Annotated in this window: 21 protein-coding genes, 1 tRNA gene and 2 pseudogenes; 11 read left to right on the top strand and 13 right to left on the bottom strand. The window is 24.1% G+C overall.

The features are described 5' to 3' along the window. Window positions 1-73: 73 nt before the first annotated feature. Window positions 74-769: a 7-cyano-7-deazaguanine synthase QueC gene (gene queC, locus D9V66_RS02445; protein WP_158366047.1), complete on the top strand. Its 696-nt coding sequence runs from the start codon at window positions 74-76 to the stop codon at window positions 767-769. An 84-nt stretch (window positions 770-853) separates the two neighbouring features. Here the strand turns inward: queC and D9V66_RS02440 are convergent, their stop codons facing one another. The 6 genes from D9V66_RS02440 to D9V66_RS02415 all read right to left on the bottom strand — a co-directional run bounded on the left by D9V66_RS02440 (window position 854) and on the right by D9V66_RS02415 (window position 9,204). After that, window positions 854-2,701, bottom strand: a complete 1,848-nt coding sequence (locus D9V66_RS02440) for a SurA N-terminal domain-containing protein (RefSeq protein WP_158365854.1) — start codon at window positions 2,699-2,701, stop codon at window positions 854-856. 125 nt (window positions 2,702-2,826) lie between these two features. After that, window positions 2,827-5,160 (bottom strand): endopeptidase La, encoded by a 2,334-nt coding sequence (gene lon, locus D9V66_RS02435; RefSeq protein ID WP_158365853.1) that lies wholly within the window; start codon window positions 5,158-5,160, stop codon window positions 2,827-2,829. A gap of 187 nt (window positions 5,161-5,347) precedes the next feature. After that, window positions 5,348-6,634 (bottom strand): ATP-dependent protease ATP-binding subunit ClpX, encoded by a 1,287-nt coding sequence (clpX, locus tag D9V66_RS02430; protein ID WP_158365852.1) that lies wholly within the window; start codon window positions 6,632-6,634, stop codon window positions 5,348-5,350. Window positions 6,635-6,729: 95 nt separating this feature from the next. After that, window positions 6,730-7,356, bottom strand: coding sequence for an ATP-dependent Clp endopeptidase proteolytic subunit ClpP (gene clpP, locus D9V66_RS02425; RefSeq protein ID WP_158365851.1), 627 nt, complete (start codon window positions 7,354-7,356; stop codon window positions 6,730-6,732). Window positions 7,357-7,407: 51 nt separating this feature from the next. Further along, window positions 7,408-8,730 carry a trigger factor gene (tig, locus tag D9V66_RS02420; RefSeq protein WP_158365850.1) on the bottom strand — a complete coding sequence of 441 codons (1,323 nt, stop codon included), beginning with the start codon at window positions 8,728-8,730 and terminating at the stop codon, window positions 7,408-7,410. A gap of 168 nt (window positions 8,731-8,898) precedes the next feature. Continuing rightward, window positions 8,899-9,204 carry a BolA family protein gene (locus D9V66_RS02415; RefSeq protein WP_158365849.1) on the bottom strand — a complete coding sequence of 102 codons (306 nt, stop codon included), beginning with the start codon at window positions 9,202-9,204 and terminating at the stop codon, window positions 8,899-8,901. 253 nt (window positions 9,205-9,457) lie between these two features. Between D9V66_RS02415 and cyoA the strand changes: the two genes are divergently transcribed. Genes cyoA through cyoE form a run of 5 tightly spaced genes read left to right on the top strand, consistent with a single transcriptional unit; the run spans window position 9,458 to window position 14,181 of the window. Then, complete coding sequence (gene cyoA / locus D9V66_RS02410; RefSeq protein WP_158365848.1) at window positions 9,458-10,354, top strand: ubiquinol oxidase subunit II; 897 nt, start codon at window positions 9,458-9,460, stop codon at window positions 10,352-10,354. A gap of 18 nt (window positions 10,355-10,372) precedes the next feature. Next, window positions 10,373-12,361, top strand: coding sequence for a cytochrome o ubiquinol oxidase subunit I (cyoB, locus tag D9V66_RS02405; RefSeq protein WP_158365847.1), 1,989 nt, complete (start codon window positions 10,373-10,375; stop codon window positions 12,359-12,361). Then, window positions 12,358-12,978 carry a cytochrome o ubiquinol oxidase subunit III gene (gene cyoC, locus D9V66_RS02400; protein ID WP_158365846.1) on the top strand — a complete coding sequence of 207 codons (621 nt, stop codon included), beginning with the start codon at window positions 12,358-12,360 and terminating at the stop codon, window positions 12,976-12,978. Before cyoB ends, cyoC begins: the two co-directional genes overlap by 4 nt. Beyond that, window positions 12,978-13,304 (top strand): cytochrome o ubiquinol oxidase subunit IV, encoded by a 327-nt coding sequence (gene cyoD / locus D9V66_RS02395; RefSeq protein WP_158365845.1) that lies wholly within the window; start codon window positions 12,978-12,980, stop codon window positions 13,302-13,304. Before cyoC ends, cyoD begins: the two co-directional genes overlap by 1 nt. A gap of 19 nt (window positions 13,305-13,323) precedes the next feature. Further along, a complete protein-coding gene (gene cyoE, locus D9V66_RS02390; protein WP_158365844.1) occupies window positions 13,324-14,181 on the top strand; it encodes a heme o synthase in 858 nt (285 codons plus the stop codon). Between the two features lie 26 nt (window positions 14,182-14,207). Here cyoE and D9V66_RS02385 read toward each other — a convergent pair whose 3' ends face one another. Then, window positions 14,208-14,552: a TusE/DsrC/DsvC family sulfur relay protein gene (locus D9V66_RS02385; protein ID WP_158365843.1), complete on the bottom strand. Its 345-nt coding sequence runs from the start codon at window positions 14,550-14,552 to the stop codon at window positions 14,208-14,210. Window positions 14,553-14,624: 72 nt separating this feature from the next. Here D9V66_RS02385 and D9V66_RS02380 point away from each other — a divergent pair, with 72 nt between their 5' ends. The 3 genes and pseudogenes from D9V66_RS02380 to dxs all read left to right on the top strand — a co-directional run bounded on the left by D9V66_RS02380 (window position 14,625) and on the right by dxs (window position 18,520). Continuing rightward, complete coding sequence (locus D9V66_RS02380) at window positions 14,625-15,797, top strand: MFS transporter (protein WP_158365842.1); 1,173 nt, start codon at window positions 14,625-14,627, stop codon at window positions 15,795-15,797. A 29-nt stretch (window positions 15,798-15,826) separates the two neighbouring features. Then, window positions 15,827-16,671, top strand: a pseudogene (locus D9V66_RS02375) (polyprenyl synthetase family protein). Window positions 16,672-16,690: 19 nt separating this feature from the next. Further along, entirely contained in the window at window positions 16,691-18,520 is a 1,830-nt protein-coding gene (dxs, locus tag D9V66_RS02370; RefSeq protein ID WP_158365841.1) for a 1-deoxy-D-xylulose-5-phosphate synthase, read from the top strand. Between the two features lie 54 nt (window positions 18,521-18,574). On the opposite strand, the gene nusB is transcribed toward dxs, so the two are convergent. The 5 genes and pseudogenes from nusB to mltA form a co-directional block, all read right to left on the bottom strand. Then, on the bottom strand, window positions 18,575-19,006 hold the full coding sequence (nusB, locus tag D9V66_RS02365) for a transcription antitermination factor NusB (RefSeq protein ID WP_158365840.1): 432 nt from the start codon (window positions 19,004-19,006) through the stop codon (window positions 18,575-18,577). Window positions 19,007-19,037: 31 nt separating this feature from the next. Next, window positions 19,038-20,123 (bottom strand): annotated as a pseudogene (gene ribD / locus D9V66_RS03250) (bifunctional diaminohydroxyphosphoribosylaminopyrimidine deaminase/5-amino-6-(5-phosphoribosylamino)uracil reductase RibD). Window positions 20,124-20,190: 67 nt separating this feature from the next. Then, window positions 20,191-21,162 carry a thiamine-phosphate kinase gene (gene thiL / locus D9V66_RS02350; RefSeq protein WP_158365839.1) on the bottom strand — a complete coding sequence of 324 codons (972 nt, stop codon included), beginning with the start codon at window positions 21,160-21,162 and terminating at the stop codon, window positions 20,191-20,193. Between the two features lie 34 nt (window positions 21,163-21,196). Continuing rightward, a complete protein-coding gene (gene ribE / locus D9V66_RS02345; RefSeq protein WP_158365838.1) occupies window positions 21,197-21,679 on the bottom strand; it encodes a 6,7-dimethyl-8-ribityllumazine synthase in 483 nt (160 codons plus the stop codon). 48 nt (window positions 21,680-21,727) lie between these two features. Then, window positions 21,728-22,801, bottom strand: coding sequence for a murein transglycosylase A (gene mltA, locus D9V66_RS02340; protein WP_158365837.1), 1,074 nt, complete (start codon window positions 22,799-22,801; stop codon window positions 21,728-21,730). 116 nt (window positions 22,802-22,917) lie between these two features. Here mltA and D9V66_RS02335 point away from each other — a divergent pair. Continuing rightward, a tRNA-Met gene (locus tag D9V66_RS02335) sits at window positions 22,918-22,994 on the top strand. A gap of 180 nt (window positions 22,995-23,174) precedes the next feature. Beyond that, a complete protein-coding gene (gene argA, locus D9V66_RS02330; RefSeq protein ID WP_158365836.1) occupies window positions 23,175-24,503 on the top strand; it encodes an amino-acid N-acetyltransferase in 1,329 nt (442 codons plus the stop codon). A 44-nt stretch (window positions 24,504-24,547) separates the two neighbouring features. Here the strand turns inward: argA and recD are convergent, their stop codons facing one another. Beyond that, window positions 24,548-26,377, bottom strand: coding sequence for an exodeoxyribonuclease V subunit alpha (gene recD, locus D9V66_RS02325; protein WP_158366041.1), 1,830 nt, complete (start codon window positions 26,375-26,377; stop codon window positions 24,548-24,550). Window positions 26,378-26,383 lie beyond the last annotated feature (6 nt).

The following is a 26,383-nucleotide window of genomic DNA, read 5'->3' as shown; positions in this document are numbered from 1 at the left end:
AGAAATATTTTATACTACATATTGTTGATTTTTTTAAAAATATATTTTTCAAATAATGACAACTTATAAAAAAATGAAAAAAGCATTAGTAATTTTAAGTGGTGGACAAGATTCGACAACTTGTTTAGCGTATTATACGCATGTATATAAAGAAATTCATTGTATAACTTTCGATTATAATCAATTGCATAAATCTGAAATTAACTCTGCTATTTTGATTTCAAAAAAATTAGGAATAAAAAATCATATAATTTTGGATGTTCAGTATTTACAAAAAATTTCTTTTAGTAGTTTGACAAATAAAAATATTTCAATTCATAGAAATCATCCTTTAGATAACTTGTTTCCCAGTACATTTGTTCCTGGTCGTAATATTTTGTTTTTAACTTTATCTTCTATATATGCTTACAGTAATAAAATTAGTTCAGTAATTTTAGGTGTAAATGAAATTGATTTTTCTGGATATCCAGATTGCAGGAACGAATTTATTAAAAATATGAATTATGTTATTCAAATAGGTATGAATTGCAATATCAGTTTTATAACACCTTTGATGAATCTTAACAAACCAGAAATATGGGCTTTATCAGATTATTGTAATATTACTGATATTATTTTAAATGATACAGTTACTTGTTATAATGGTATTAAAGGAATAGGCTGTAGTGAATGTAAATCATGTACTATTCGTAAAAAAGGATTTGATGAATGGAAATCTAATCGTTCTTATTATATGAATAGTATGAAAACAAAGATGAAATTATTATAATATATTTTTTTAAAGAATTAAATTTTTTAGAAAGTTATTCGTATTGATAAATAATTAATATATCGAATAACTTTTAAAATAAATTTATATTCCCTCTATTTTTTCATATTTAATTATTGACGTTTCACGAAGATTATTAAGAATACAATTAAATATTGATTCAATGTAATTTTTTTCTAAGTATTCAGTAATAATATTTTCTTCTTTTTTAGAAAAATTTTTATCATAAACTTTATCAAGTAATATAATTACAATTTTGTTATTTTGATCTTGGTATAAAGTATATATTTTTTTTTCATTTTTTGGATGTGGTAAAGAAAAAATTATTGATGTAATTGGATTATCATCATAACGAGATATAGTTTCTGAATTGTTAAAATGTAGATTGAATTTTTTAAATAAATTCATATTACCTTGTTCTAATTCTAAAATAATTTTTTTTGATATTTTTTTTGCTTCTTTTATTGCTTTTATATTTTTCAGTTTGTTTTTTATTTCTTCTTTTACATCATTAAGAACTTGCATTTTCTTATTTTTAAAATCTTTAATTCTGATTAAAAATGATTGATTGTTTTTTAAAATAACAAAATGTGAATATGATTGTTTTTTATTACTAAAAATAATTTTTTTTAAAGCAGAAATATTTAATACATCAGGAATTGAATTTTTATCAAACCAATCTGTGTTTTGAATAGGTATATTATTTTTTTTAAGAATTTGATCAAGTTCATTTGAGTTTTTTTCAGAAACATTAGATATTTCTTTTTGTATTTTATTATATAGGTATAAAGATTTTTGAACTTGTATTTCTTTTTTAATAGTTTCATATACTTCAGATAACTTTTTTTGGTGACTTTTTTTAATTTTATTCAATTTAATAATTAAAAATTCATTATGAAATGGGATAATATCAGATATTTGATTTTCTTGATTTAAATTTGATTTTTTAATTTCATCTGGAATCGAGTCACTATATATCCATCCAATATCTCCACCCCTTTTAGATGAAATTGGATCAGTTGAATTGTTTTCAGCTATTTTTGAAAAATCTTTATTTTCATTATATAATTGAGATAATATTAATAATCCATCATTTTTATTTTTTATTTGAATAATACTATATCTTCTTTTTTCTTTTGTTGAATATTTTTTAATATTTTTTTCATACCATTGAGTAATTTCATTTTCATTACACTTGATTTTAAAATCTTTAAGTTTTATTTGAGCAAAATCAACTTTAAATTTTTTAGGAATATAAAAATCGTTTTTGTGTTTATAAAAATAATTTTGTATTTCTAAATTTTTTACATTTTGTTTTTTAACCAAGAAATCTAGATTTACAGTTGCTTTTTTAATAGTTCTTTTTTGAGATAATAATTTTATTATACCTAATTTTTCTTGTTCTAAAATAAAATTACTATCAATAATAGCATTGATTAAGTGTTCAGTATTTAATTTTTTTTTGAGTAGATCTATATATTCATTATGAGTTAAATTAACAGATGCAAGATAATCAAAATACTTTCCTTTATTAAATTTTTTATTTTTTTGAAATAAGTTAGAATTTAATATTATTTCTTTGATTTGATCATCGTCAACTTCTGATTTTATTTTTTTTGCATATTGTTCTAAAAGAACATTATTAATAAGTTGAGATAAAATATAATTGTATGTTTCTTTTATAAATTGTTTATTTTTATTTAATTGAAAAAATTTTTCTCCTAATATTTTTTTTTGTTTTTCTTGTTCAATAGAATACATGTTTTGAAATACATTAAAACTAATTTTTTCACCATTTACTGTTGCGATATATTTTTTGATATTTTGATTTGTATAAGTGTTCATTGTAGTTAATATCAAAGATAAAATAATCATTCCTAAAATACATTTAACTATGATATGAGTTGATCGTAATTTTGCATATTTTGTCATAATATAACGATCCTAAATATTTTTAATATTACGTAAAATATAAATATAATTTTAAATTTTCAAAAAAGGCTGACAATTTTTTGTCAGCCAAGTTTTTTATCTTGGTATTATTTTTTTATCTATATTTAAACATAAGGTTTTTTTTCTAATGCTAAATTTAATACTTCTTTAATATTTTTAACTGGATGTATTAGCAATCCTTCAATAATATTTTTAGGTATTTCTTCTACATTACGTTTGTTTTCATATGGTATTAATACTATCTTAATACCTCCACGATGTGCAGCTAATAATTTTTCTTTTAATCCTCCAATAGGTAATATCTTTCCACGTAATGTAATTTCTCCAGTCATTGCAACATTAGATTTTACGGGGTTTTTTGTTAAAGATGAAACTATAGCTGTACACATTGCTATACCAGCACTTGGTCCATCTTTTGGTGTTGCTCCTTCAGGAACATGGACATGAATGTCATGTTTTTCATAAAAATCTTTTTTTATGCCTAATTGATCAGCTTGAGATCGAACAACTGTTAAAGCTGCTTGAATAGATTCTTGCATAACTTCACCCAAAGAACCCGTATAATTTAATTTTCCCTTTCCTGAGACACAAGCTGTTTCAATTGTTAGTAATTCTCCACCTACTTCTGTCCAAGCTAATCCAATAACTTGTCCAATTTGATTATGATTATTAATTTTTCCATAATCATAACGTTTTATTCCTAAATATTTCTTTATGTTTTTGCTGTTTATTTCAATTTGTTTTAAAGATTTATTTAATAATAGATTTTTTACTACTTTTCTGCATATTTTAGATATTTCACGTTCTAAATTACGAACCCCTGCTTCACGAGTATAATATTGAATAATATTTATTATCGCACAGTCAGTTATTGTTAATTCGTTCTTCTTTAAAGCATTTCTCTCTATTTGTTTTGGATATAAATATTTTTTTGCTATATTTAATTTTTCATTTTCAGTATAACCAGAAAGACGAATAATTTCCATTCGATCAAGTAATGGAGCAGGTATATTCATAGAATTTGATGTAGCAACAAACATAACATCTGAAAGATCATAATCTACTTCTAGATAATGATCATTGAATGTCATATTTTGTTCTGGATCTAGTACTTCTAGTAAAGCAGATGCTGGATCTACTCTTATATCGCAAGACATTTTATCGATTTCGTCTAGTAAAAACAAAGGATTTTTAACTTTTGCTTTCACCATTTTTTGAATTAATTTTCCAGGCATCGAACCTATATATGTACGTCTGTGTCCTCTAATTTCTGCTTCATCTCTTATTCCTCCTAAAGCCATTCTTACATATTTTCTACCTGTGGATCTAGCAATAGATTTTCCTAATGATGTTTTCCCCACACCAGGTGGTCCAATTAAACATAAAATAGGTCCTTTAACTTTATTTTTTCTGCTTTGTACTGCTAAATATTCTAATATTCTATCTTTTACTTTTTCAAGTCCAAAATGATCAACATCAAGAATTTTTTTAGCTTCTTCAATATTTTTCTTTGTTTTTGTCCTTGTGCTCCAAGGAACTTGTATCATCCAATCAATATAACTTCGTACTACTGTTGCTTCTGCTGACATAGGAGACATCATTTTTAATTTTTGAAGTTCTGATTCAGTTTTTTCTTTTGCTTCTTTTGGCATTTTTGAAGCTTTAATTTTGCGTTTTAAAATTTTGTTTTCATCTGGAATTTCATCCATGTCACCAAGCTCTTTTTGAATAGCTTTAATTTGTTCGTTTAAATAGTATTCTCTTTGACTTTTTTCCATTTGTTTTTTAACACGATTTCTAATTCTTTTTTCTACTTGTAACAAATCTATTTCAGTCTCCATGATTGCCATTAAAAATTCTAATCTTTCATTAACATTGCGTATTTCTAAAATTGACTGTTTATCATTTAGTTTTAATGGCATATGAGCAGCAATAGTATCTGCTAGTTTTTCAGAATTTTTAATGTTATTTAAAGTATTTAATATTTCTGATGGAATTTTTTTGTTCAATTTGATATAAGATTCAAATTGATTAATTGTTGTGCGAATTAATATTTCTTGATCTTTGTCTAAAATAGTAGATGAAACAATTAATTCAACCTCTGCAATAAAATGCTGTCCATTATTTGTTAAATTTACAATACAGGCACGTTGTAATCCTTCTACTAATACTTTTACTGTACCATCTGGTAATTTTAACATTTGTAAAATTGAACTAATAGTTCCTATATTAAATAAATCGTTTTTGGTCGGTTCATCTTTAGAAGCTTCTTTTTGTGCAATCAACATGATTTTCTTATCATTATCCATAGAATTTTCTATGCATTTAATTGATTTTTTACGACCTACAAATAATGGAATCACCATATGAGGATATATAACTACATCTCTTAACGGTAAAACTGGGATTTTAATGCGTTCAGAACGCTCAGAATTCATAGAGCTCTCTCTTAGTTGAATTTCCGCTATTTATTTAAAAACTGCAAGTTAAAAGTAAAATATGCAGTTATATCTATAATCAGTTAAAGTATATCGGGATTATCGCTTGATATTCAACGCTAAGAGCGTTTGATAAAATAAATAGGAATTACTTTTGTTTTTAGATCATCAGACGTTTTATATGTTTTTATTCACCTGATGCTTTTTTTGATTTGTTTTTTCCATATATTATTTTTGGTAATGAATTGTAATTTACAACTGATTCGTTGATTAATACCTTTTCTGTATTAATCATAGACGGTAATTGATACATTATATCTAATAAAATGTTTTCAATAATAGATCTTAATCCTCGAGCACCTGTTTTTTTTTGCATTGCTTTTTTTGCAATAGCTATAACAGACTTTTTATCAAATTCTAATTTTACGTTTTCTAAGTTAAATAGAGTTTTATATTGTTTAATTAAAGCATTTTTTGGTTCATATAATATTTTTATTAATGCATCTTCATTTAATTCATTTAATATAGTGATTATAGGTAAGCGACCAATAAATTCAGGGATTAATCCAAATTTTATTAAATCTTTAGGTTCAACTTGTTTTAATACTGCATCTTCTGATGTTTTTTTTTCATTTTTTTTAACACTGGCATTAAAACCTATTGCTGTTCTTGTATTGAGTCTTTTAGAAATAATTTTTGATAACCCTAAAAATGCTCCTGCACATATAAATAAAATATTTGAGGTGTCTACCTGTAAAAATTCTTGTTGAGGATGTTTTCTTCCTCCTTGAGGAGGAACAGATGCTAGTGTTCCTTCGATTAATTTTAATAAGGCTTGTTGAACTCCTTCTCCAGACACATCTCTAGTAATAGATGGGTTATCGGATTTTCTTGCTATTTTATCTATTTCGTCTATATAGACAATACCCAATTCTGCTTTTTTTACGTTATATTTACATTTTTGCAATAATTTTTGTATGACATTTTCTACATCTTCTCCAACATATCCAGCTTCTGTAAGACTTGTTGCATCAGCAATAATAAAAGGTACGTCTAATAATTTAGCAAGTGTTTCTGCTAATAATGTTTTTCCACTACCAGTTGGACCTATTAATAAAATATTACTTTTACCTAATTCAACTGAATCTAAATTTTTACTATAATTACGTAGACGTTTATAATGATTATATACTGCAACAGATAAAACTTTTTTTGTGTAATCTTGTCCAATAACATAATTATCAAGATATTTTTTTATTTCATGAGGTGTAGGTAAATAATTTATTTGGTTTTCAGTTTCTGTTGTTTTTATTTGTTTTAGTTCTTCAGTTATAATATCATTGCATAGTTTAATACATTCGTCACATATATATACTGTTGGACCCGCTATTAACTTTCGTACTTCTTTTTGGTTTTTTCCACAAAAAGAGCAACAAAGAAACTTCTTAGAATCATCTTTACTCTTATCAGTCATGTTTTAACCTCTTTTTTTATATTTTTTATTTTTTTTGAGTAAATAGATTCTATAAATTTTTTAGCAATTAACATGTGTTTATAAATTTTATTTTTTTATTGACGTTGAGTTAAAATAACATCAATTAAACCGTATTTAATTGATTCATTTGCTGATAAAAAACAATCACGTTCTGTATCTTTATTTATTTTATTTATACTTTGTCCTGTATGAAATGACATTAATTTATTTAATTTTTTTTTCATTTGTATTATTTCTCGAGCGTGAATAGCAATATCTGAAGCTTGCCCTTGAAACCCTCCTAATGGTTGATGAATCATAATTTTTGAGTTAGGCAAAGAAAATCTTTTCCCCTTAGTTCCAGATGTTAGTAAAAAAGCAGCCATTGAACATGCTTGGCCAATACAAATAGTATTAATATCTGGTTTAACAAATTGCATTGTGTCATAAATAGACATACCAGATGTAATAACACCTCCTGGAGAATTAATATATAAAAATATATCTTTTTTTGGATTTTCAGCCTCTAAAAATAATATCTGAGCTATAATATTATTTGCCATACTATCTTCAATAGCACCGGTGATAAAAATTATTCTTTCTTTTAATAATCTTGAATATATATCATATGAACGCTCTCCTCTAGAATGTTGTTCAACAACCATAGGGATTAATGTTGTACAAAAATTTTTATGACTATTGTTGTTTTCAGTATATAACATTTTTTATTCCTAAAAATATTGATTTTAAATAATTAATATCAAACTATAAATTTAGTTAAATAATTCTTTATGAATCTTCCAGTTGTAATTTATGAATTGATCAAAATTCCATTTTGTTTTAACGATTTCTATTTCTTTTTTTAATAAAGAGATAGCTTGATTTTTTAAATCTATGTATCTTATTGTGTTTTTAAAATCGTTGTTTTGATTATATAAATCAATAAGTTCTAATGATTTTTTATAATTTGAAGATATGTTTTTTATTAGTAATTCTATATTTTTTTCATTTGGAACCAATTGATTTTCAAAAATAATTTTTTCTATAATAATTCTTAGGTATAGTCTTTTTTTTGCTTTTAAATGTATATTGAAATGGTATCTTTGTTCTAAGATACTATGATTGTTGTTTTTGTAATCTTTTTTATATTGCTGATATAAGTTTTTAATTTCTTCTTGAAGTAAAATTGGAGGTATTACTATGAGTTTTTTTTTAATTATATTTTCTATAATTTGATTTTCTAGATATTTTTCAGTTATTTTGTGTATTTCATTATTAAGATTGTTTTTTAAGGTTTGATATTCTAATTTATTTATTTTTTCATTATCTTTTTTGGTATTTTTTTCTTCTATTTCTTGTAATTTTTCAATTTTTTTTATTTGAATTTTAAATGTTATATCTTTATTTTGTAGTTCTTTTTCGGGATGAAATTCATGAAAATTAATTTTAAAAAACAAAATATCATTAACGAAATGATTGATTATTTTATTTTCTAATTGAGTAACTAATTTATTTTTAAATACAATAAATATAATATTTTCTCTGCTGAATTTTTCTATTTTTTGATTTTTTTCATTATAAACACTATAATTAATTGTTACACGATCATAAATTTTAATGGGTTTATCAACTTTATTCCAATTTATTTTTGTGGGTTTGTTTTTTTCTATACTTTTTTTAATGTCTTCATCTGTGATATTTACAATTATTTTTTTTACTTTTATAGATGCTATATCTTTTATTTCAAATTTTGGATATGTTTCATATATTACAAAATATTCAAAATATTCTTTTTTTTTATCTATATTTTGATTCATATAATATTTTGGAATACCAATAATGTTTATTTTTTCTTTATGTATAAATTCATAAAAAAATTTTTGCATTAGATCTTTAAATACATCATAATAAACTGTATTACCATATTTTTCTTTGATAACATGTATAGGAACTTTTCCTTTTCTAAAACCATTGATGTTTGTTTTTTTTCTAATATTTATAAATTCTGTAAAAATTGCATTATTCACTGTTTTATTTGGAATATGAATTGTAACACGATGACCTGCATTTTTATTTTTTTCCATAGAAAATTTCATCTTAATTACCTCAAACGATTATTTTTATTAATCTATTGTAGATATTTTGTATTTTTAAAATTTTTAGAAATATTTTCTTTATAAAGTTATTATTAAAAATAGTTGTTTTTTTATTTTTTAATAATTTTAATATATCGTATAATAATTTTTTAGTAATCGGATAAAATATCATTTTTTTTTAAAACACTTAGAAATACTAATTTTTTTGTATTTTTTAACTTTCCATTCATCAGAAGTATAAGTATTCAATGTTATTGAATATATTTTTTCTTTTGTTATTTTTGATAAAATAGAAAAAATCATACGATGTCTAGTTATAATTGGTCGATTAATAAAATCATTGCTAACAATAATTATTGTTACGTGCGTAATATTTTTTTTTGAACGATTATGGAATAAGCTATCGTCATAAATTTTAATAAAATTTATTTTTAACTTAGATATGAGATATTGGTTTATTTTTTTTAAAATCATTAATTAATGTTATATCCTGTTTTTTTATTATAATTTTTTTATAAAAAATTCAGAAAAAATATTTTTAACTGTTTTATAAATATGTTTTTGTTTTTTAAATTTTATCAATTTTTAAAAAATAATTCAATTATTTCGCAAATTATTAACTTTTATAAAAAATTGGTTTTTTAGATTTTTTTAATAAAGTTTTTAATGAAAAAATATTTTTTTAAAAATTTTTGCTAATAAATATTACATTATTTTGAGGTTTTGAATGACATGTTTCACTTATAATAATTTTTTTAAAAAATTATCATTAATCATAATATTTTTTTCTTTGAATGGATGTAATACTTTATTGTTAGATCCTCATGGATTAATTGCTGTAGAAGAGTCTTCGTTAATATTAATATCATTTATAATGATGTTATTTATCATCATTCCTGTAATTTTTATGAGTATATATTTTCCAGTTAAATACTGCTCAAAAAATAAAAATCAAACATATGAACCTGATTGGTCTGATTCAAAAAAAATAGAGATAGTTATATGGAGCGTTCCTATTTTAATAATTTCTTTTTTAGCATTTTTATCATGGGATTATACTCATAAATTAGAACCAAAAAAACCCATAGTATCTTTTTATAAACCTATTAAAATAAATGTAATTGCACTAGATTGGAAATGGTTATTTATTTATCCAGATTACCATATTGCCACAATTAATGAAATTATGTTACCTGTTGATAGACCTATAAGTTTTGAGATTACATCTAATTCTGTTATGAATTCATTTTTTATTCCATCTCTTGGAAGTCAAATATATGCTATGCCAGGAATGGTGACAAAATTAAATTTAATTTCTAATAGTCCAGGAAAATATAAAGGTATATCCTCTAATTACAGTGGTCGAGGATTTTCTAATATGAAATTTACTGTAATTTCTGCGTTAAATGATGTTATATTTAAAAATTGGATAAAAAAAATACAAAAATCACCTAATAAATTAAACACATCAAAAATGTTTAACGTAATATCTATACCCAATGAAAATTGTTCAGTAGAGTATTTTTCCTATGTTAAAAAAGATTTATTTAATCAGATTGTTAATCAATATTCTTTAAAAAATTTGAGTATTTTGAATAAATATACTATTAATAAAAAGTATTAATATGGAGATATTAAGAAAATGTTTGGGAAATTAACATTTGATGTTATACCATATCATGAACCTATTATTATGGTGACATACACTGCAATTATTTTAATTGGATTTTTAATTGCATCAAGTATTACTTATTATAAAAAATGGAAATATTTATGGTCTGAATGGTTTACTACAGTTGATCATAAAAAGATATCTATTATGTATGGAATACTTGCATTTATTATGTTATTCCGGGGGTTCGTAGATGCAATATTAATGCGTACTCAACAAGTGATTGCATCATCAGGTCATAAAGGTTTTTTGCCACCCCATCATTATGATCAAATATTTACAGCTCACGGTGTAATAATGATTTTTTTTGTAGCTATGCCACTTGTTATTGGTTTAATGAATTTAGTTGTACCATTGCAAATTGGAGCTCGTGACGTAGCTTTCCCGTTCCTTAATAATTTGAGTTTTTGGTTAAATGTAAGCAGTACTGTATTACTCACTTTATCTTTAGGAATAGGAGAATTCGCTCAAACTGGTTGGTTGGCTTATCCTCCTTTATCTGGTATACAATATAGCTCAGGTGTAGGTGTAGATTATTGGATTTGGAGTTTACAGATTGCAGGTGTTGGAACTACATTAACAGGGATTAATTTTTTAGTAACAATTTTAAAAATGAGAGCACCTGGTATGTCTTTTTTTAAAATACCGGTTTTTACTTGGACTGCTTTATGCACCAATATTCTTATTGTAATTTCATTTCCAGTTTTAACTATTACTCTTATATTATTAACTTTAGATCGTTATTTTAATTTTCACTTTTTTACTAATGATTTAGGTGGAAATGCAATGATGTATGTTAATTTAATATGGATTTGGGGTCATCCAGAAGTATATATTTTAGTTTTACCTGTATTTGGAGTTTTTTCTGAAGTAGTTGCTACTTTTTCTCAAAAACGTCTATTTGGATATGTTTCTTTAGTATGGGCAACATTATCTATCACAATTTTATCTTTTATTGTTTGGCTTCATCATTTTTTTACTATGGGTGCAGGAGCAAATGTAAATGCTTTTTTTGGCATCACCACTATGATAATAGCTATTCCTACTGGAGTAAAAATTTTTAATTGGTTATTTACTATGTATAAAGGTCGTATATATATGCATTCTTCTGTTTTATGGACTTTAGGGTTTTTAGTAACTTTTTCTATTGGTGGAATGACCGGTGTACTTTTATCAGTTCCTCCTGCTGATTTTATTTTACATAACAGTCTATTTTTAGTTGCACATTTTCATAATGTAATTATTGGTGGTGTTGTTTTTGGATGTTTTTCTGGAATTAATTATTGGTTTCCTAAATTGTTTGGATTTACTTTAAATGAAGTATGGGGTAAACGTGCTTTTTGGTTTTGGATTTTAGGTTTTTTTGTAGCTTTTATACCTTTATACTTTTTAGGACTTATGGGAATGACTCGTCGTTTAAGTCAAAATATTGATTCTAATTTTCATGTTTTATTATGTATTGCCGCTGTTGGAGCTGTTTTAATTGCAATAGGAATTGTATGTCAAATCATTCAGTTTTTTGTTTCAGTAAGAGATCGTTATGATAATTTAGATTTAACTGGAGATCCTTGGAATGGTAGAACTCTAGAATGGTTTACCAGCTCACCTCCATCAGTATATAATTTTGCTATTATTCCTAGAGTTAGTTCTAGAGATGAGTTTTGGGAAATGAAAAAAAAACAAGATAGAAAAACAATACTAAATAATTTTAATTATCATGAAATTCATATTCCTAAAAATACAGGATTAGGTTTTTTGATCAGTGTGTTTTCATTATTATTTGGTTTTGCAGCAGTATGGCATATTAATTGGTTGTGTTTTTCGTCTTTTTTTGCGATTATTATTGCTTTATTTATAAAAAGCATTGATGAAGAAACCGAACGTACTGTATCAGTAGAAGAAATAAAAAAAATTGAAGATCAATATTGGGAAAATATTCGAAAAGCAGGTTTAAAATGATAGAAGATAAAAAAAATAGTATAAATTTAAATTCTAGGAAATTAAACGTGGAAGAAAAAAAAACAGAAAGTAATAAATTATTTGGTCTATGGATATATTTGATGAGTGATTGTATTATGTTTGCAGTGTTATTTGCTGTTTATGCTATTATTTCTTCGAATATATCAACTAATTTAGTTTATAATAAAATTTTTAATTTAGCTTCTGTTTTTTTAGAAACGTTTTTATTATTATTAAGTTCTTTATCTTGTGGATTTGTCGTATTAGCTATGAATAAAAAAAATATTAAGATGATTTATTCATATTTAATAATAACTTTTATTTTAGGTTTAATTTTTTTGTTGATAGAATTCAATGAATTTTATGATCTTTTAGTGAATAATTTTGGTCCTGATCAACATGCATTTTTTTCTATTTTTTTTACTCTTGTAGGAACTCATGGAGTTCATATTTTTTTTGGTTTAATTTTAATAATATCAATTGTTTGTCAAATAAAAAAACTAGGTTTAACCAATTCTATTTGTACTAGAATTTTATGTCTTAGTATTTTTTGGCATTTTTTAGATATTATATGGATTTGTGTTTTTACTTTTGTTTATTTAAATGGAGCTATTTAATGTATAATTCCATCAAGTTAAATATTGACAAAGAAGTAACATCTTATTTATTAGGGTTCTTGTTTTCTATAATATTAACTGTATTATCCTTTTTTATAGCAACAGAAAAAATTTTTTCCAGTGAAGTAAATTATTTAATTATTTTAATTTTAGCAATAATTCAAATTGTTATTCATTTTTTCTATTTTTTACATTTAAATTGTTCTTCAGAAGGAATATGGAATATAATAACGTTATTGTTTGTAATAATGATAATATTCATTGTTTTGTTTGGTTCTGTATGGATTATGTCTAATTTAAATCATCATGTTTTGTTGAATTGTTAAAAATAAGAATATATTATTTATGTTTAAATATTATTTGGAGATAATAAAGCCTGGAATTGTTTTTGGAAATGTTATTTTAATAATAGGAAGTTTTTTATTTGCTTCTAGCCGTTCATTTTTTTGTTTATGTTTATTTTTTTATACTGTTATAGGTACATCTTTAGTAATTTCATCTGCTTGTATTTTTAATAATTTAATTGATCGTGATATAGATCAAAAAATGAAACGTACAAGTAACAGAGTTTTACCAAAAGAAATACTTTCTTCTACATTAGTATTAGTCTTTGCTATTTTTTTGGGGATTTCAGGAATATTTATATTAGGTTTATTAGTAAATTATTTATCAATGATTTTGTCTATTTTTGGATTTTTTGTTTATATAGTTTTATATACCCTTTTATATAAGCGAAAATCAATTTATTCAACATTTATTGGAAGTTTTTCAGGTTCTACACCATCTATAATTGGCTATACTGCAGTCACTAATACTATTGATTTATGTTCTGTTTTATTGTTTTCTATTTTTATATTTTGGCAAATGGCTCATTTTTATTCTATTTCTATTGTTAGAATAGAGGATTATAAAAAAGCTAATATTCCCGTTTTTTCTGTTATTAAAGGTGTTTTTATTACAAAAAGACATATTTTTTATTATATTTTTAGTTTTACTTTCTTTAGTTCATCATTGACATTTTTAGGATATACAAGTTTTATATTTTTATTATTTTCTTCTATTTTTAATTTTTATTGGTTGTTTTTATCTTTTTTTAATCTTAAAAAAGATAATAATAAAAAAAATGCAATTCAATTATTTTATTACTCTATTTTAGTAGTTATTATATTTAACATTTTAATATCAATAGATTTTTTATTTTAAATATTAATAATATCTCATGAGTTTTTTTATAAACACCTTACAGGTTTAGGTATTCCAGCAATTTTACTAGCTTGTTCAGCTGGTCCTTTAGGGAAAAGTGTAAACAAATAGATACTGTTGCTTTTAGATTCTCCTATTTCTTCTTTTATACTACTGATTAACATTCTCATTGATGGTGTAATATTAAACTGATTATAAAAATTTCGTATGAATATTATCACTTTCCAATGATCAGAATTTAAGTGAATATTTTCTTTTTTTGCAATTTCTTTTGCTAATTTTATAGTCCAATCTTTACTTCTTTTTAAATAACCTTCTTGATCTTTTGCGACTTCTTGATATGTATATGAAGTTTTATTTTGAGTATTCATTATTTTTTTAGAAAAAAATATTGTTATTAAATATGAAATTTAATTAAAAAATTAAGTATGGAAAATTATAAAATGAACTTTTTAGAATTACAAGTTACATTTAGTTTTTGTATGATTTTTTTATTACGTATGTTAGGAATGTTTATGGTAGTTCCTGTTTTGAGTAAATATGGTATTCTTTTAGATGGTAGTAATAAATTTTTAGTTGGTTTATCAATGGGAATATATGGAATTGCTCAAGTTATTTTTCAAATTCCATTTGGAGTTTTATCGGATAAATTCAGTCGAACAAAAATAATTATATTAGGTTTATTCATATTTTTAATTGGGAATATTATATCTGCTAATTTTCATTCTATCTGGGGATTAATTATTGGTAGATTTTTGCAAGGTTCATGTGCAATTTCTGGTGTATGTATGGCTTTTTTATCTGATTTAATTCGTAAAGAAAATTATATCAAATCAATTGCTTGTATAGGTCTAAGTTTTGCATGTTCTTTTTTAATTTCTATGGTTACTGGACCTATAATTGTTCACAATTTTGGTTTTTTTTCTGTTTTTTGGATATCTTCATGTTTATCCATTATATCTATAATATTTGTTTTTTTTGTGTTACCGCTTTCAGAAAAAAACATTTTAAAATCCAAGAAAAAAAGTTCATATCAAGAATTATTAAAATTTATTTTTAATAAAACTTTTTTTAAATCTTATTTAGGTGTATTTTTTTTGCATTTCTTATTGATGATGAATTTTATGATAATACCTGATCAGTTTGAAATATCTGGTTGTAATGTAAATGATCAATGGAAAATATACTTAATTACCATATTAATTTCTTTTTTTCTTTTGTTTTTTTTTATATTTTACTGTAAATTACAAACTATTTTAGAAAATATTATTGAAATTTGTATTTTTTTTATTTTTTTATCAGAAATTATTTTTATTATTTCTAAAAATAATTTATTATTTTTTATAATTGCTTTACAAGTTTTTTTTATTTCTTTTAATTTTCTTGAAGTTTTTCTTCCTGAAAATTTAAGAAAACAAAAATTAAATTGTTATAAAGGAAGTGTAATGAGTATTTATTCTACTAGTCAATTTTTAGGTATATCATTTGGCGGGATTATAAGTGGATGGTTGTATAGTTTTTTAACTATCTCACAGATGTTTTTATTTGAAATCTTTATTGTTTCTGTGTGGTTTATTTGTAGTTTTTATTCAAGAAATAGACTGTTTATAAAATAATTATTTTTTGATTTTTTAGGTGTTTAAAAATGAATTTTCTTCATCTATATAATATATATAAATATCGTGTAAATAAGAAGTTATCTCATGTATTAAATAAGTTGCCTTTTCAAAAATATAATCTTTTAAAAGCTATGAAATATAGTATGTTTCCAGGTGGAAAAAGATTGCGTCCTTGTTTAGTATATGGAACTGGAATAATGTTTAGAGTAAATCTGATTACATTAGATGTAATATCTTCAGCTATTGAATGTATTCATATATATTCTTTAATTCATGATGATTTACCTTGTATGGATAATGATGATTTAAGAAGAGGAAAAAGTTCTTGTCATATTAAGTATAATGAAAATGTTTCTTTACTTGCTGGTGACGCTTTTCAAAGTCTTGCTTTTAATATTCTATCTAAAAGTTTTATGCCAGGAGTTTCTAATTTTAAACGTATAAATATGATTACTGAATTATCTAGTGCGATTGGTTCATCTGGAATGTGTATTGGTCAAATGTTAGATTTAGAAAAAAAAAAGAACTTAATTTACATAACATAGAAAGCATTAATTTATATAAAACAGCATTTTTAATACGTTCTGCTGTACGTTTAGCATATTTTTCTTCATATAATTTTTCTAAATCTATTTTATCAATTTTAGATTTTTTTTCAATTTGTGTCGGTTTAGCATTTCAAATTAAAGATGATATCTCAGATTTAAAAAATGACACTTATCCTTTAATACAAAATATACAAAAATCAAAAATAAAAATAAATGAGTTATATGAAAAAGCATTTTTAGCGTTGAATAATTTAAAGAAAAAAGGTTTTAACGTTAGTTTTTTAGAACAATTGACAAAATTTATAATTAAAGACATTAAATAAATTCACTAAAGAGTATGTAATGAATTTTAATTCTAAAAAATATCCAGTTTTGTATTTTGCTAGTTCAGTAGAAAATTTACGATTATTGCCCATTGATCAGTTACCTCAATTATGTTTTGAATTGCGTGAATATTTATTAGAAGTTGTTACATTTTCTAAAGGACATTTTGCTTCTGGATTAGGTGTAGTCGAAATTACTGTAGCATTACATTACATTTATAATACTCCATTTGATAATCTAATATGGGATATAGGACATCAAGCATATCCTCATAAAATATTAACTGGAAGAAGTAAAAGAATTAAAAGTATTAGGAAAAAAAATGGTTTACATTCATTTCCCTGTAGAGAAGAAAGTGAATATGATATATTAAATGTCGGTCATTCTTCTACTTCTATTAGCGCAGGTTTAGGAATGTCTATTGCTGCTTTAAAAGAAGGTAAAAACAGAAAAACTATTTGTGTCATTGGTGATGGTGCAATGACAGCAGGTATGGCATTTGAAGCGATGAATCATGCTGGTACAATTAAATCTAATTTGTTAGTCATATTAAATGATAATCAAATGTCTATTTCAAAAAATGTCGGAGCTTTAAGTAATCATTTAGAATTTTTGAGAAATTATAGAAAAAATAAAAATAATAGAAAAAAAATAGATTTTTTTCAAAAACAATTATTTTTTAAAAAAAAAAATATTAATAGTAATTTTTTTTCTTTTAATTCAATATTTTCTAATTTGGGTTTTAAATATTTAGGTCCATTTGATGGACATAATATTTTTTCTATTATTGATATATTAAAAAAAATCAAATGTAAAAAAGGTACTTATTTATTACATCTTGTTACTAAGAAAGGAAAAGGTTACCTTCCAGCAGAATTAGATCCTATTAAGTGGCATTCTATTCCTCCTCGTAGTCCATTAGTTTCGGAATCTGTTATCAGTTATTCAGATGTTTTTGGATCTTGGCTTTGTGAAATAGCTAAATCAGATAAAAAGTTAATAGCTATAACTCCTGCAATGTGTGAAAGCTCTGGTATACTTAAGTTTTCTCGTCTTTTTCCAAATCAATATTTTGATGTTGCTATTGCTGAACAACATGCAGTTACTTTTGCTGCAGGTCTTTCGATTAGTGGCTATAAACCTATTGTCTCTATTTATTCTACTTTTTTACAAAGAGCTTACGATCAATTTATACATGATGTTGCATTGCAAAAATTAGCTATTTTATTCGCAGTTGATAGAGGTGGTATTGTTGGCAACGATGGAGAAACTCATCAAGGAATTTTTGATTTAGCGTATTTAAGATGTATTCCTGGAATAGTTATTATGACGCCTAGTGATGAAAATGAATGCAGACAAATGCTTTATACTGGTTATATGCATAATAAGGGACCTAGTGTAGTAAGATATCCTAAAGGAAATGGTATTGGAGCATTATTAATGCCAATGAATAAAATTCCATTAGGACAATCTCTTATAAAAAGAATGGGAAAAAAAATAGCAATTTTAAATTTTGGTACTTTATTGAAAAATGCTTTTTTTTCGGCAAACAGTCTAGATGCAACATTAGTTGATATGCGTTTCGTTAAGCCTTTAGATAAAAATATGATTTTAAAACTTTCTTCTAATCATCAGTTTTTTATTACTCTTGAAGAAGGCGTGATTTCTGGTGGAGCAGGCAGTGCGGTAAACGAATTTATTATGGTCAAAAAAATTCTATTACCAGTGTTAAATATTGGATTACCAGATACGTTTATTCCACAGGGTACTCAAGAAGAAATTAGACATGATTATCAATTGGATAAAGAAGGAATCCATAAACAAATTTTTTATTGGTTAAGACAATAGTATAAATTTTTGTTGTTTTACATTTTATAAAACAAAATTATTAACAAACAAATATTATATAATAATATTGGTCTTGTTATATCTTATTTTTATTGCTGCTTTATCTAAAACACCATTTATAAATTTATGACTATCTTTAGAACCAAATAATTTTGCTAATTCTATTCCTTCATTAATAGAAACTTTATAAGGTATATCTTTTCGATTATATAATTCATAGAAAGAAATTCTAAGAATTGCCTTTTCAATTTGTCCTAATTCTTTTAATGATCTAAATAAATAGGGTTTCATTAAATTATCTATATTTTTGCAATTACGTGTAATTCCAAAGATTAAGTCATAAAAATATGTGATATCAATATTTTTTTGATTTCTTTCTTTTAAAAATTGTATAGCACTTTCTTTAATATTATTATGAGATATTTCCCAAGAATATAGTATTTGTAAAGCACGTGCTCGAGCTTTTCTTCGAGAAGATGGTTTCATAAACAAAAAATCTCTTAATTATTAATTAAAATTATTTAGGATGTAATATCAATCTTATATCTGGACCTATTTTGCAAATTTTTTGGAATTGAAATTGAAGAGAATCAATTAATTTAAGTTTATTATAAATAAAACACAATGGTTTGGCTTCATGTCCAAGTATTTTAGGTGCTATATATATAATTAACTCATCTATTAAATTCTTATTTAATAAGAATCCAGATAAAGTACTTCCTGCTTCTATCCATACATTGTTGATTTCTGATTTTCCTAAAAACTTTAAAACAGATAAAATATCTATTTTTTTATTATATTCTTTTGTTATGATTTGCTTTGTATTTTCAGGCCATAAACGTTTATCTGATTTTAAACGCATCAACCAAATTTTTCCTTCTGTATTAAAAATTTTATATGATGGTGTTAGACGATTTTTGCTGTCTATAATTACTCTAATTGGATGTTGAAATATTTTTTTAGGGAACATTGACAATGTATTTTTGTCAAGTTCATTATGACGTACATTAAATAAAGAATTGTCTTTTAGTATAGTAGAACTACTAGTTAAAATTACTGAACTTTTTGCTCGAAATTTTTGAACATCTTGACGCGCATATTTTGAAGTAATCCATTTACTTTCACCACTCTGCATGGCTATTCTACCATCTATAGACATTGCTAATTTAAGTTGTATTCATGGTAATCCACTTTTCATTCTTTTAAAGAAACCTTTATTACATTTTTCTGATTCTTTTGATAATAAACCTGTTGTAACAGCAATACCATTTTTTTTAAGGTATAAGACTCCCCGACCAGAAACTTTAGGATTAGGATCTATGTTTGATATGATGACACGATTGATGCCAGCCTTGATTAGCGCTTCACAGCATGGTGGTGTTTTTCCAAAATAATTACATGGTTCAAGTGTTATATAAACATCTGCTCCCTTTGCTTTATTACCGGCTATCATTAATGCATTTATTTCTGCATGATGATCTCCTGATTTTTTATGCCATCCTTCTCCAATTATTTTATTATTTTTTACTATTACACATCCTACATTAGGATTAGGTGAAGTAGTAAATTGACCTAATTTGCTAATTTTTATTGCTCTTTTCATATAAAATATATCGTTCATTTTTTTAACCGAAATATATTTTTAAAAAAATATTATTTTAAAATGATTTTTAATCGAAATGATTAAATCCTGTTTTTTTAAATACAACTCTTTTGTTATTATATAACAAATTAAAACCTTTTTCGAAAGGTGTAATATAACCAATGCATGTAAAATCTATCGAAAAATTTTTAATGATTATATTTAGTTTTTTAATATTTTTCTTAGATATAGTAAAACACAGTTCATAATCTTCTCCTGTGTTTAATGCCCAATCTAAGTAATTTTGATGTTGAAAATTGTCTTTTAAAATTGTAGAAATTGGTATTTTATTTAAATTAACATTTGCTCCACATTGACTGTTTTTTAATATATGACCTAAATCAGAAATTAATCCATCTGATATATCAATAGCAGAATTGGCAACGTCCTTGATAGCTATTCCTTCATAAACTCTCGGAGTAGGACGAAGATGTTTGTTTATTAAATAATTTCGTATAATTGAGTTTTTTATAAAAAATTTTTTTTTAAGCAAAAAAAGACCTGCTGCACTTTCACCGAGACTTCCAGTAACATAAATTAAATCTCCTATATTGGCATTACTTCTTAATAGTCCCGTATTTTTTTTTAATATTCCATATACACTTAATGTAATACTTAAAGGACCTCGTGTTGTATCGCCACCGATTAATTTTGTATTGTATTGATTTAATATGTTAAAAAAACTATTACTAAATTTTTCCAGCCATATATTATTAGCTTTTGGTAATGTAATAGATAAAGTTATCCATTTTGGTTGAGCACCCATCGCAGCAAGATCACTTAAATTTACTGCTACTGTTTTAAATGCTAAATCTTCAGGGGTGATGTTTTGTAAAAAGTGAATTCCTTTAACTAATGTATCAGTACTAATTGCAAGAACGTAGTTTTTTGGTATTTTTAACAAAGCACTATCATCTCCAATTCCTTGAATTTCATTGAAATCTTTTTTTTGATTACGTTGAAAATATTGAGAGATAATTTCAAATTCGGTAAATTTCATAATTTATAATCAATTTTTAAAAACATAAAATATGCTATATTTTCAGTGATTTTTTTAAATTTTTCATGACGTTAATCATTTCTAATGCAGCGAAAGCAGCTTGAGAACCTTTATTACCCATTTTTGCCCCTGATCTTTCAAGAGATTGTTCAATGTTTTTTGTTGTCAATATTCCTGATGTTATAGGTATAAAATATTTAGTGCTAATAGTTAAAAGACTACTGCTAGTATCGCCAGAAATATATTTAAAATGATCAGTTTCTCCTTTTATAATTGTTCCTATTGCAATAATTGCATCATATTTTTTAGAATTTGCAATATAACTAGCGACAACAGGTATTTCATATGTTCCAGGAACATAGATTTTTAAGATGTTTTCTTTATTTATATGGCCTATTCTTGTTAATGTATCTATTGTTCCTGATAATAAGTATTTATTAATCAATTCGTTAAATCGAGCAATGATTATAGCAACAGAAGCATTTTTTGCTGTAATTCCTGATTGAATTATGTTCATATTTTTATAGTTAGTTTTTAAGTATGTGAATGATATAATTTTTTTTAATTATTTTGTATTTAATATCCAAGCATATGCATAATGATTATAAAATCCTGCTAATATTCCTGCTTCTTCTCCAATTCCTTCGTAAACATCAAAATGTTGTCCTTTAACGGCACCTCCTACATCTAATGCAATAACTAAACGCATCTCATATTTGTTAATAAATATACCTTTTTTGTTTAATATAGGCATTTGTAATAAGATCACACTACCCTTTTTTATTATAGAACTATCTGCGGCTATCGAAGCTTTAGATATTAATGGAATAGCACTTGCGCCATATACTTGTTTTCTTTTTGTTTCTTTAAAAAATACAAACGATTTATTTTCTTCAAATAAATTTTGTATTTCTTTCTGTGTATGTTTATTACACCATTTTTTAATTTCTTGCATAGACATATTTTTTTTTTCTATTTGACCCCGATTAATTAAAATTTGACCAATGGATTTATAAGGCCAACCATTTTTTCCTGCATAACTGAAAAAAGTTAATGGTTTTTTATTACCGTAATTTATAAAAGCACTTCCTTGAATTTCCATGATAAAATTATTTATTAAAGAATTGCTATAAGCTAAAATATACTTTTTATCTAAAATTCCATTATATATATCTTTTCTTTTCGGTAAAAATTGATGTTTTTTAATATCATAAGGCATAGAATATATCGGATATTTAAATTTATCTTTTTTGATTTTTCTAGCTTCTATTATTGGAGTATAATAACCGGTTATTTTAACATTTCCATAGTTATCTATACCTTTCATTTGAAATGAATTAATACCGAATTTATTAAATTCATTAATATTAGAGTTTTTTTTTAGCCAATATGTAATTTTATTATATATAGATTTATTTTTTAAATATAAAGATGGAGATGATTTTTTAATAGCTTTAATTTGAATAAGAAATGATTCTTGATTGATTATTTTGCTTGTAATATTTATTTTTTTAATTTTTGTTACATTTTTTACTAGTATTTTTTTATATTGTTGTCCTCGGTTAAAAGATTTATTTTTACAACTTATTAAAAATATAGACAACAAGATTAAAAATATTATTTTTTCTATTTTATTCATTTTTTTATTATATATAAAATATATTTTTTTAGTAATATTTATTTTAAATAAAAATGATTTTTTTATAAAAAAATGTTGTATTATTTTTTATAAAGGTGTATTATTCTGTTTATAAACGCGGGGTGGAGCAGTCTGGTAGCTCGTCGGGCTCATAACCCGAAGGTCGTTGGTTCAAATCCAGCCCCCGCAACCAATTTATTACCAGTCAAGTTTTAAAATTTTTAATTTAACTTAAATCCCATCTTTTTTTAAAAACCTTCCAAATTTTTTTATATAAATTAATATTTTTATTTATTTTTAAAATTCTTACTATTTCAATTATATGTGTATAAAAATAATATATAGGTTGCAGTAAAAATGCAAGAGGATTGTCATGAAAGAACGTACTACTGAATTAGTTCAGGGTTTTCGTCACAGTGTTCCTTACATTAATGCTCATCGTGGTAAAACGTTTGTAATAATGTTAGGCGGTGAGGCAATTAAATATGGAAATTTTTCTGGTATCATTAATGATATAGGATTATTACATAGTTTAGGTATTCGTTTAGTAGTCGTATACGGTTCTTGCCCTCAAATTAATGCTATTTTAAGTGAAAAAAACATTAAAATTATTTATCATAAATATATACGTATAACTGATTTAGCATCTTTAGAACAAGTAAAACAAGCAGCAGGAAGATTGCAACTAGATATTACAGCACGTTTATCAATGAGTTTAAATAACACTCCTCTTCAAGGAGCAAACATTAATGTAGTAAGTGGTAATTTCATTATTGCTCAACCATTAGGTGTAGATGACGGTATAGATTATTGTCACAGTGGTCGAATTAGAAGAATCGATAAAAATGCAATTGATTGTCAATTAAAAAATGGATCTATAGTTTTAATTGGTCCTGTTGCAGTTTCGGTTACAGGAGAAAGTTTTAATGTAACTTCTGAAGAAATAGCAACTCAAGTTAGTATTATTTTAAAAGCAGAAAAAATGATAGGTTTTTGTTGTAAACAAGGAGTTATAAATGATAAAGGTAAAACTATTTCTGAATTACTTCCAGATGAAATTAGAAGTAAAATTAAAAAATTAGAAAATTTAGGTGATTATATTTCTTCAACCGTGCGTTTTTTAAGAGGAGCGATAAAGGCATGTAAAAGTGGAGTAAATCGTAGTCATTTAATCAGTTATCATAAAAATGGAGCATTATTACAAGAATTATTTTCACGTGAAGGTATTGGTACACAAATAGTAATGGAATCTGCAGAAAAAATTAGAGAAGCAAGTATTAATGATATTGGGGGTATATTAGAATTAATTCGTCCTTTAGAAAAAAAAGGAATTTTAGTTCGCAGATCAAGAGAACAGTTAGAAATAGAAATAGATAAATTTACCATTATTGAACGTGATAATTTAACAATTGCTTGTGCAGCATTATATCCTTTTATAAAAGAAAAAATAGGAGAAATGGCTTGCGTAGCAGTTCATCCAGACTATCGAAATTCTTCTAGAGGAAATCTTTTATTAAAAAAAATAAAAATTCGTGCTCAAAAAATGAATTTAAAGAAAATTTTCGTATTGACTACTAAAAGTATTCATTGGTTTCAAGAGAAAGGTTTTGTTTTAGCTAATATTGAAACACTTCCTGAAAGCAAAAAGAAAATGTATAATTATCAGCGTGGTTCTAAAATTTTAATAACTGATGTATTTTAAAATATCTTTTTCAAAGATTTTATTAAAAGTTTTTTTAAGTATGATTAAAAATCATTAATTCTATCTATTAAACTATTTTTTATATCTATTTTTTTTGCAATTGTTTTTAGAAAAATGTCTTTTGTTGAAAAAATATTTAATGTTTCTCGAGATCTTGTTAAGCCAGTATATAAAATATCTTTGTTTAAAATTTGTGAATAAAAATTTGGTAATATTAAAATTGTGTTAGTGAATTCAGATCCTTGAGATTTGTGGACAGTGGTAGTCCAAGCCGTCTCATAATCTCTTAAAATTTTTACTGGAATATTTTGAATATTATCATTTGCCTGTAAAAAAGATACTTGTAAAATACCCTTTTCACTGACATTTGTGATACCTATATTCCCATTAAATACTTCTAAGCATTCATTATTTTTAGTAATTACAATAGGTTTTCCGATGTACCATGTTTTATCATTAACGTAAAAATATTTAATCATTTTTTTTTTATGCATGTCTTGTTCTAATTGTTGATTTAAAGCATATACACCAAATGGGCTATGGTTTAACATACATAATACTTGATAACTTTGAAAAGTTTTTATTATTTCTTTTATTTTAGTTTTTTTGTGTATTTTATCCCAAAAATTTTTATAATTAGAAGTAATATATTCGATCATTTTTTTGTATTGTTTAATAGAATTTGTTTCATGAAAAAAAATGTTTTTTATAGTATTTTTAAATAAATTTGCAATAATTTCTTTATTTTTTTTGTAAATAGCATTTGATAAAAAATAAATTCCTGAATTTTTATTAAATCTATAAACTTTTTTTAATGTACATATCTTATTACTTATAAAATTTGATTTTTTTTTATTACTTTTTTTTAAAAAAATATACTTTGTTAGTTCTTTAATATAATCTAAAGTTTTTGAATTATATCCATAATTAGCATAGTAACAAATATCTTTTAAAATAAAACCTGCTTCTATTGGACGTAATTGCTTATGATCACCTATAAAAATTAATTTGGTATTTTCTGATACTGAACAAAATATTTTTTCCATCATTAAAATATCTATCATTGAACTTTCATCAACAATTAGTACATCTAAACGTGATACACTATTTCTTTCAAAAAAACTTTTTTGGGATATTTTTTGAATACCTAGCAGGTTATGTATTGTTAAAGCATTATAAGGGATATTTTTTTTTTCTTTTTCGGAAAGATAAAGATTAAAAATATTATTTTTTACAATTTCATTTAAATGCGTTGTTGCTTTTCCAGTAGGTGCAGATAATTGAATTTTTATTGATTTTTTTGAGCTTTTTATTAATGCAATAATTATTTTTAATATAGTAGTAGTTTTTCCAGTTCCAGGACCACCAACAATAAATGTTATATTATTTATTAAAGTTAATGCTACTGCTATTTTTTGTATATTTTTTTTATTAGTAGGAAATAAATTATCTAATATTCTAGAACATATTTTTTTATTAATTTTTGGTTTATATTCTTTATCTAAAATTTTTAAAATATTATCTTCAGCTTTCCACATTTTATAAAGATATATTTTTTTTTTAAATAAAACCAAAGGGGTTAAAATAGAACCGTTACCAACAGATGAATGTTTTAGTAATTCTTCTTCCCATTTTGCTTTTTTTCCTAAAATAATTAAAATTTTTTCAACTAGTTTTTGATTAAAAACAGAAAAAAAATAATTTTTTTTAAAATATTTAATTGGCAAATAAATATGACCATTGCTGTTTTCATAGCTTACACAGGTTGCGACTAACATCAAAATACTATTTTTTTGTGAAATAAATTCTCCAAAATAAAAATCAATTGGCCGTATCATTTTTTTTTGTAGAGCTTCTTTCATTAATATAAATATACTCAT

This window comes from Buchnera aphidicola (Brevicoryne brassicae), from assembly GCF_005082825.1.
GTDB lineage: Bacteria > Pseudomonadota > Gammaproteobacteria > Enterobacterales > Enterobacteriaceae > Buchnera > Buchnera aphidicola_AK.
This window is presented reverse-complemented; position numbering and strand designations above follow the sequence as displayed.

Bases quoted from the DNA above. Each gene is read 5' to 3' on its own strand.
- mltA (WP_158365837.1), bottom strand. From the start codon at position 22,801: ATGAATAAAATAGAAAAAATAATATTTTTAATCTTGTTGTCTATATTT.
- clpX (WP_158365852.1), bottom strand. From the start codon at position 6,634: ATGACTGATAAGAGTAAAGATGATTCTAAGAAGTTTCTTTGTTGCTCT.
- cyoE (WP_158365844.1), top strand. From the start codon at position 13,324: ATGTTTAAATATTATTTGGAGATAATAAAGCCTGGAATTGTTTTTGGA.
- argA (WP_158365836.1), top strand. From the start codon at position 23,175: ATGAAAGAACGTACTACTGAATTAGTTCAGGGTTTTCGTCACAGTGTT.
- D9V66_RS02440 (WP_158365854.1), bottom strand. From the start codon at position 2,701: ATGACAAAATATGCAAAATTACGATCAACTCATATCATAGTTAAATGT.
- cyoC (WP_158365846.1), top strand. From the start codon at position 12,358: ATGATAGAAGATAAAAAAAATAGTATAAATTTAAATTCTAGGAAATTA.
- tig (WP_158365850.1), bottom strand. From the start codon at position 8,730: ATGAAATTTTCTATGGAAAAAAATAAAAATGCAGGTCATCGTGTTACA.
- cyoB (WP_158365847.1), top strand. From the start codon at position 10,373: ATGTTTGGGAAATTAACATTTGATGTTATACCATATCATGAACCTATT.
- D9V66_RS02385 (WP_158365843.1), bottom strand. From the start codon at position 14,552: ATGAATACTCAAAATAAAACTTCATATACATATCAAGAAGTCGCAAAA.
- queC (WP_158366047.1), top strand. From the start codon at position 74: ATGAAAAAAGCATTAGTAATTTTAAGTGGTGGACAAGATTCGACAACT.
- clpP (WP_158365851.1), bottom strand. From the start codon at position 7,356: ATGTTATATACTGAAAACAACAATAGTCATAAAAATTTTTGTACAACA.
- nusB (WP_158365840.1), bottom strand. From the start codon at position 19,006: ATGAAACCATCTTCTCGAAGAAAAGCTCGAGCACGTGCTTTACAAATA.
- lon (WP_158365853.1), bottom strand. From the start codon at position 5,160: ATGAATTCTGAGCGTTCTGAACGCATTAAAATCCCAGTTTTACCGTTA.
- thiL (WP_158365839.1), bottom strand. From the start codon at position 21,162: ATGAAATTTACCGAATTTGAAATTATCTCTCAATATTTTCAACGTAAT.
- D9V66_RS02380 (WP_158365842.1), top strand. From the start codon at position 14,625: ATGAACTTTTTAGAATTACAAGTTACATTTAGTTTTTGTATGATTTTT.
- cyoA (WP_158365848.1), top strand. From the start codon at position 9,458: ATGACATGTTTCACTTATAATAATTTTTTTAAAAAATTATCATTAATC.
- cyoD (WP_158365845.1), top strand. From the start codon at position 12,978: ATGTATAATTCCATCAAGTTAAATATTGACAAAGAAGTAACATCTTAT.
- dxs (WP_158365841.1), top strand. From the start codon at position 16,691: ATGAATTTTAATTCTAAAAAATATCCAGTTTTGTATTTTGCTAGTTCA.
- ribE (WP_158365838.1), bottom strand. From the start codon at position 21,679: ATGAACATAATTCAATCAGGAATTACAGCAAAAAATGCTTCTGTTGCT.
- D9V66_RS02415 (WP_158365849.1), bottom strand. From the start codon at position 9,204: ATGATTTTAAAAAAAATAAACCAATATCTCATATCTAAGTTAAAAATA.